The organism is Microcoleus sp. PH2017_35_SFW_U_B (genome assembly GCF_020737865.1).
Lineage (GTDB): Bacteria > Cyanobacteriota > Cyanobacteriia > Cyanobacteriales > Microcoleaceae > Microcoleus.
In genome coordinates this window covers 1-7,626 of record NZ_JAEQDE010000171.1, presented here as the reverse complement: position 1 = coordinate 7,626, position 7,626 = coordinate 1, and the positions used below count along the sequence as shown (strand labels likewise).

Here is a 7,626-nt window from a genome sequence, read left to right as displayed (position 1 = left end):
CCCTGAAAATCTGGGACACCGAGACAGGCCGGGAACTGAAAACTCTCACCGGTCATAGTGACAGGGTAAGTGCAGTGGCGATCGCACCAGACGGCAAAATAGCGATTTCCGCTTTCTTGGATCCCCTGAAAATCTGGGATTTGCTCACAGGTAAAGAGGTTGCTAGTTTCAGCGGAGAATATGGGTTTAAATGCTGTGCTTTTGCGCCTGATGGGGTGACAGTTGTAGCGGGCGATTCATGGGGACGGGTGCATTTCCTGAGATTGGAGGGAATGAAACAGGGACATAGTAGGGACACGACAATGCCGTTTCCCTACAAGCCAAATAATCCGCTTACTTTGTTTTACAAGGGTTTACTGCTGGCAAAACAAGGACAGTATGAAGCAGCGTTATCGAAATTAACTGAAGTTGCAGAATTGAGGCCGGATGCGGCTGTTGTGTGGTTTGAACTCGGTAAGGTTTTGGACAATTTGCAGCGCTGTGAAGAAGCTGTCACCAGTTTTGACAAAGCTATCGAAATAGAAGGAGAAAACCGAGAATTTTGGTTTCACCGAGGCTTGGCGTTGATGAAATGTGACAGTCAAGATGCCGCCCGCGCAAGCTGGAATCGAGCGATGAGTATCCAGCCTGATGACTGCGATTTTTGGAGCAGACAAGGCAAAGCGCTATGCAATTCAGAATGCTACGAACAAGCTATTTGCTGTTTTGATTTCGTGCTCCAAATTCAACCCGATCGAGCTTATTTATGGGTTTGGCGCGGCATTGCGCTGGGAAGGGCTGGACGCGCTGAAGAGGCAATATCCAGCTATGATAGAGCTTTAGAATTGGAACCAAATTATTGTCATATATTGCATAATCGAGCTTATACTTTGATGACATTAGGTCGCTATGAGGAAGCGATAGATTATTTGGATACAGCTTTAGAAATTAACCCGGATTATGCTAATGCTTATGGTGGCAAAGCTTGCATTTACGCCTTGCAAGATAATGTTGAGTTATCAGTGGAAAATTTGCGGCGCGCGATTGAATTGGAACCGGAAGAATATCGAGAGTTAGCGAAAATGGATGCGGATTTTGATGGGATTCGGGGTGATGCGCGGTTTCAGGAGTTGTTGTTGGGTGGTTAGAAACCCGGCGGTTGGAAACCGCGTCTACACAAACAATGTCCGCCTCCGCGGACGAAGAAATAATGGAATCTTCAACCCGCGCAGGCGGGTTTTGTCTGTGTAGCCGCGGTTTCAACCGCCGGGGTTTTTGGGTTTCAACCGCCGGGTTTTTGGTTGATGGGCGATCGCATTTTTTGTGCATGGGATTTACCGACTCCGACAAAGAAACCGGGTTTTTGGCCGAATTTGTGGCGTGCGATCGAGTATTGTCGAAAAAACCCGGTTTCTGGGGCCTCGCGATCGGGTTTTGTGTGGATGGGCGATCGGGTTTTTTGTGGATGGGCGATCGGGTTTTGTGTGGATGGGCGAATCTGTTATCGTTGAAATCCCGGCGGTTGGAAACCGCGTCTACACAAACGATGTCCGCCTCCGCGGACTAAGAAATAACGGAATCTTCAACCCGCGGAGGCGGGTTTTGTCTGTGTAGCCGCGGTTTCCAACCGCCGGGTTTCCAACCGCCGGGTTTCTGGGATTGCTTCGTTCCTCTCTTCGGACAGATTAGAAACTAATCATCCCCATCCAATCCCAACGGCACAAAATACTGACTGTAAACCACACTATCCGGTGCCCACAGCGGCCGCCAATAAACACTTTGAATCACCGCCTTCTCCCCATCACCCTCAGCAGGCCACTCAAAACTGACGATCGCCATATTGCCATAACCCACAATCTCATCACCCTCTTGCAGCCATCGATTCCGCCACAACAGCGCTATCAAATTCCACAAACGACGCAACATTAATAACAGTTTATTTTTAGGCAATATACTTGACATATCACCGTCTTCATGCTGCAAAAACACCCGAGATTTTTGTCGCTTCATCCAGTCAACTCGATAACCCCAATCAGGCAAAGATTGCCTATCCCTCACAGCAGCAGCCATAGCCTTCTTCCTGCCGCGTCTCGGAATCTTCACCAACTCCAGCGGCTCATTCCATCCCAAACATTCGTGCGATCGCTCAGGAAACAACGACTTAATCTTAGTATGAATTACATGAGTTGTCCACTCCTCATTAATAAAAGCACTAGCCGTTAACTGCGCCAAAACAGACAATCTTTGACTCGCAATTTTCAACTCTCCATTCACCCCAGATACAGACGGTAAACGCTCAATCTCAGAGCGAGAATCGCCAAAATGACAATCCGACCAATAACTCAACCGCACAGCACCAGCATAGTGGATATCCCCCGTCAAAACAATCACCCGATCGCGCTGCTTAAAAAACTCCGACAACAGCTTCACAAAAGCCAACTCATGAAAATTCCAAGCATCCCCCGCATCGGTATTAAAAACCTTTCCCTGTTCCACATCCCGCCTTTGCACCGCATCAATAATCCATAAACCCACCAAATTAGTCGGCACCACAACCAGCGTCGCCTCGATCGCAAATTCCCCAGATTTATTCAGCAACTCAGTCTCCCGCAAAGGCTGCTGAATTTGCTCATCAAAACCTTTGTGAGTCAAAAGCATCGGCGGGGCGATCGCACTTTCGGGCGGATAGCCCCGCCAAGTCCGCGTATCCAGCACAATCACCTCATGCTTAAAACTTCTCACGGTAAAATGCCAATTCAAAACCTCATCATCTCGATCCAAAATCAAAACATCTTCATCTAACTTAAACTTCGGCAAACCAGTTTCAATATCAACCGCCGGAATCCCCAAATACCCAGCAGCATCCTCCCAAACACCAACATCAGTCCCCGCCGAATCCGACCACTTTTTAGCAGCTTTTAATAACTTATCTCCTACTCTTCCATACTCGAACTGTGCGGGCGTATTTCCCCAACTCTGAAACACAGCATAAGCCAGCAAAGCATTCTGCACCACCCGGCGGCCCAGCGGCTTCCCCAACACCCGGTAACACCACTCTCGATTCAAAAAGCAATCATCGCTAACATCATGGTCATCGCAAATCATATAAGTAGAAATATTAGCCAGCGCCCGCCTCACTCGCCACAAATTGCGACAAAAACCGTCAAGTTCTACAACTTCTCTATCCCAGACTTTTGCTTGCTTAGAATCTTGACAAATATCGTTACCCTTCGGAAAACTATCGCACCAAAGCACAGGAGACCAAACTAACAAATACATCGCGCAATATTCGCCCAAACCAAACAAGTGACTTTTAGCCTTATCCGGTTTATTTACCAACATCGCCGTAAAACCGCCAAAATCTCTAGCAATATCGCTGCGAGTCCCCGGCTGCAACTCAATTGGTTTTTTGTATTCAGACTCAGCATCAGACGCTTTCTGAATTGGCGATTCTCTAAAAATTTCCCTCTCTTGGCGAATTACATTTTTCTTTTCCGATTTCTTAGGTATACTGGTACACAAATTCTTTTTTATTTGGGCATCATTCATCAGGGGCAGATTCTCTTCCCAGCCCAACAGTGTATCGCCAGCATCAGTCAAGGCCCACAGCATCGCATCGGCAACGTCATCGCCGTAAATTTGGTCACCCGTTAAAAACAGTTGGTGGGGGCGGAAATTTGCCATACCTGCAAACTGTTCGATCGAATTATCCAAGATTGGCAGCGCATCTCTGCCGTCTCCGTGGGGCTTGCGACAAGAACCGTGCACTATACGCAAATAGTTTAAATCCCTTGGTGGCAGGGCAAAAGTCGGCAACCCGTGAGCGAAATAACCGATCGTCTGTGGCCCCAAAACTGACAAATCAGCAGCAGTCGGCCACAGACAAGAAAGGAGATTTTCCTGCTCATTTTCTGGGACTCCCACCGACGGCGACTCCTGACTCCCCGCAAACTCAATGTCATAAGCATAAATTTGCCCGTATGTCAAGATATCTCTGTCGATTGGTTTAGCAGTCACGGCCGCTACGTGCAGGTATTTGCCAAGCCGCACAGTAGAGCTAGCACCTTGCAGCAAGGGCGTACCGACAATTTCACCGGTGCCGCCCTCAGTCGCATAAACCTTGAGTTCGACTTGACGGGGTGCTTTCAAAGCCAGCCAAACTGTTACGCCCCCAGTTTCAATTCGGCGCAAAATCGGGCCTGCAAGAATCAGCGGCAAATGATGAATTCGATGATTTAATGGTGTCCACGACATAGGAATTAAACAAATAAAAATTAAATAACGGGTTTTTGGCAAAGTATCTGTCAGCCGATTTGAGATTTGAGATTTACTCCATATATCAATCTGGAAGCTTGAACTAGGATCTGAAATTTGGAGCTCACCACTATAGGACTACGTGGCACGGTATCCGTTTTTCGGTTCCTTCTTCCACTTAATTAATGCTAAGTCTGTCAACTCATGTCCGCCAAATTGTAACAATTCATTAAGGAAAATTAATAATCACTATGCTACAAGAACAAGATTTACAACATTTTTTAGATTCAGTCCCCCAGCTCGCAATTAAACCACCAGCATCCCCTGTAGAACCCAACAGCGCACCGATCGATCTATCACCTTTAGATCGATCGATCGATCGCCATCCCCTGACAGTGGCTCCAGAAACACCGATCGCCGAAGTCTTGGCTCTCATGAACCCGATGCGCGTCTCCTGTCAGCTTTGTAGCGAAAAACAAAAGAGTCTTAAGAACACGGCCAAGCGCAGTTGTGTCATAGTCGTGGAGGACGATCGCCCGATCGGCATTTTTACAGAACGGGATATCGTTAAGTTAACTACTCTGGTAAATTGTGCGATCGGACTGACAATTGCTGAGGTAATGACTCACTCGCCCATTACCCTCAAACAATCCGAGTCTCAAGATATTTTCACCGCTATATTCACCTTGCGCCAGCACTCCATCCGGCACTTACCCGTAGTCGATGAGGACTCGCGACTTGTCGGAATCATCACCCGCGAAGCCATTCACGAAGCCCTACAACCAGTGAACTTGCTAGCAAATTTGCGCTGTGCGGGAGATGTCATGACAAAAGAAGTCATTTGTGCCCCAAAGACTGCCTCAGCCCTCGAATTAGCCCAGCTCATGGTCAAAAATCGATCCCATTGCGTCGTCATTGTCGAAGACCAAATTCAGCATCCACAGCGGATCGTACCAATAGAAAAGTATCAAATCCCGATCGGCATTGTCACCGAGCGCGACATCGTGCAGTTTCACGCCCTCGAATTAAACCTCTCGGAAATCTCAGCGGCTGATGCCATGAGTGCGCCTTTATTTTCCATATCTGCCACCGATTCCCTCTTCCGCGCCCACCAGGAAATGCAGCGCCATTGCGTCTGCCGTTTGGTAGTAGTTGGCAGTCACGGAGAGCTTTTGGGTGTTGTTTCTCTGACAAGTTTGCCGCAAGTTTTTAACCAATCTGAGATGTACGGGACGATCGAGCTTTTGCAGCAAGCAGTAGACGATAGAGCCGCCCAATTGCAGAAAACCAACGAACTTTTACAGCAAGAAATTTTAGAGCGGCAGCGCGCCCAAGAAGCCCTGCACCAAGCTCACGAAGACTTAAAAAAACAAGTTGAAGAGCGCACCGCCCAACTTTTAGAATCAAATAAATTATTAAGACGGGATATTATCAAGCGCCAGCGAGTAGAAGAAGTGCTGCGGAAAAAGCAAACCTGCTTGAAAAATCAAGCAGAGCAATTAGAGCAAACAGTGCGGAAATTGCAGCAAACTCAAACTCAATTAGTCCACACCGAAAAAATGTCTTCTTTGGGACAAATGATTGCCGGTATCGCCCACGAAATTAACAATCCGGTTAATTTCATCTACGGCAATCTTTCCCACACGAGTCATTACATCAAAGAATTAATTCAACTATTAGAACTTTACCAGCAGCACTATCCCGAACCAGTCTCGGAAATTAGGGAAGCAGCAGCAGATATGGAAATCGATTTTTTGGTGGAAGACTTATCTAAGATCGTGTCTTCGATGCAAGTTGGCACCGATCGCATCCGCCAAATAGTCCTGTCAATGCGAAATTTTTCGCGATCGGATCGAACTAGCGTCAAATTCGTTGACATTCACGAGGGACTCGACAGCACTTTGTTGATTTTGCAGCACAGGCTCAAAGCTCACGGCGGACATCCAGGTATTCAAATTATTAAGGAATACGGCAATTTGCCCAGCGTCGAGTGCTGTGGAGGTCAGATCAATCAAGTGTTTATGAATATTATCGGCAATGCTATTGATGCTTTGGATGAAGCAATCCAGAAGGGCCAATGGAGAAAGGGAAATGGGAAAAATCCACCGCCGTTAATTCCTAGTTCTCCATTGACTCTTCCCGCAATTACAATTCGCACTGAAGTTGTTGCTGGCGATGTTGTAGCGATCCGCATTTCCGACAACGGCGGGGGCATACCGGATGAGATTTGCAGGCAACTATTTGACCCGTTTTTTACTACCAAACCAGTAGGTAAGGGGACTGGGCTGGGGCTGTCTATTTCCTATCATTTAGTTGTGGAACAGCATGGGGGGCGGCTGGAGTGCGTTTCGGAAGTTGGACTGGGGACTGAGTTTGCGATCGAGATTCCGATCGTCAGAAGGCAGTTGACAGCGGACAGTTGACAGTTGACAGCGGACAGTTGACAGCGGACAGTTGACAGTTGGCAGTTGGCAGTTGGCAGTTGGCAGTTGGCAGTTGGCAGTTGGTAGGGGCGGTGTATCTCAGTTTTGCATTTGTAGTGCTGTCGGGAGCTCGCGTATTTTACAATACGCGAGCGGGGACGCTCGCACTGTAAAAAAAATGCTTTTTGCAAAAATGCTCCCGGTAGGGGCGGTGCCCCTGTGCCCGCCCTCAGTTGACAGTTGTCAGATTTTCGGAACTCCGACACTCTCCCCAAATCTCCCACTCGGAGACTCTCGCCCTCGCCCGTCGCCGCTCAATTACTAAAAATTCACAATTTTTTACACAACACTCAAAACCGCAGCAAAATCACTCTTTCCTAATCTAAAATCTCAAATCTCAAATCCAAAATCGTCTAATTTTGGCATCCCAGGCCCAATTAACCCAACTTACTTTCCGCTTTGCCTCATCCACTAGCGCCTTTGTTCCCCCTCCACTTACCCCACAAGCCATCAACTGCACCCATCCTAGCCCCAAACCCAAAGACCGAGATTATTTGAGAAGTTAATTTTTGTTTTGTTTTTGTACCTCTTTTTATTAAGAAAGTATTCTAAAACTTAAATAAAATCTAAAATATTTATAAAAATAGATTTGTAAATCAAAAAACCAGCTAAGATGCCCAAAGATGCAAAATAAATAGAATTACTAGCATTTTCATTTCGAGAGCCCCTTTCTTTTCCTCGTAAGTTAGCTAATAATGCTTTCAACGAGCTTTCCGCACAGCAACTCCAAACTAGACAAGAATGGGATTGCGGTAAGGGCATTGGAGGAAAGGTTATTGCATTGGGGCTATCCGCTAAACACTGGACAAAAGTGGACGAGATAGCCAGTCTAAGTCTTTAACTAGGCTACGTTAGTAAGGTCACGACACCTACGAGTGCTTTCCAGCTTGTAGCTATGTCGCCGGAGATT

Annotated in this window: 5 protein-coding genes; 4 read left to right on the top strand and 1 reads right to left on the bottom strand. The window is 47.1% G+C overall.

Annotation, left to right across the window (positions count from 1 at the left end):
• Together JGK36_RS32790 and JGK36_RS32785 are read left to right on the top strand one after the other, a co-directional pair.
• Positions 1 to 1,127, top strand: a 1,127-nt coding sequence (locus JGK36_RS32790; protein ID WP_293192345.1) for a tetratricopeptide repeat protein, incomplete at its 5' end; no start/stop codon positions are given.
• Positions 1,128 to 1,189: 62 nt separating this feature from the next.
• On the top strand, positions 1,190 to 1,546 hold the full coding sequence (locus JGK36_RS32785; protein WP_293199285.1) for a hypothetical protein: 357 nt from the start codon (positions 1,190 to 1,192) through the stop codon (positions 1,544 to 1,546).
• A 125-nt stretch (positions 1,547 to 1,671) separates the two neighbouring features.
• Here the strand turns inward: JGK36_RS32785 and JGK36_RS32780 are convergent, their stop codons facing one another.
• Positions 1,672 to 4,233: a PhoD-like phosphatase gene (locus JGK36_RS32780; protein WP_293199282.1), complete on the bottom strand. Its 2,562-nt coding sequence runs from the start codon at positions 4,231 to 4,233 to the stop codon at positions 1,672 to 1,674.
• 251 nt (positions 4,234 to 4,484) lie between these two features.
• Here JGK36_RS32780 and JGK36_RS32775 point away from each other — a divergent pair, with 251 nt between their 5' ends.
• Both JGK36_RS32775 and JGK36_RS32770 read left to right on the top strand, forming a co-directional pair.
• On the top strand, positions 4,485 to 6,656 hold the full coding sequence (locus JGK36_RS32775) for a CBS domain-containing protein (protein WP_293178253.1): 2,172 nt from the start codon (positions 4,485 to 4,487) through the stop codon (positions 6,654 to 6,656).
• 38 nt (positions 6,657 to 6,694) lie between these two features.
• Positions 6,695 to 6,829 carry a hypothetical protein gene (locus tag JGK36_RS32770; RefSeq protein ID WP_293178250.1) on the top strand — a complete coding sequence of 45 codons (135 nt, stop codon included), beginning with the start codon at positions 6,695 to 6,697 and terminating at the stop codon, positions 6,827 to 6,829.
• Positions 6,830 to 7,626 lie beyond the last annotated feature (797 nt).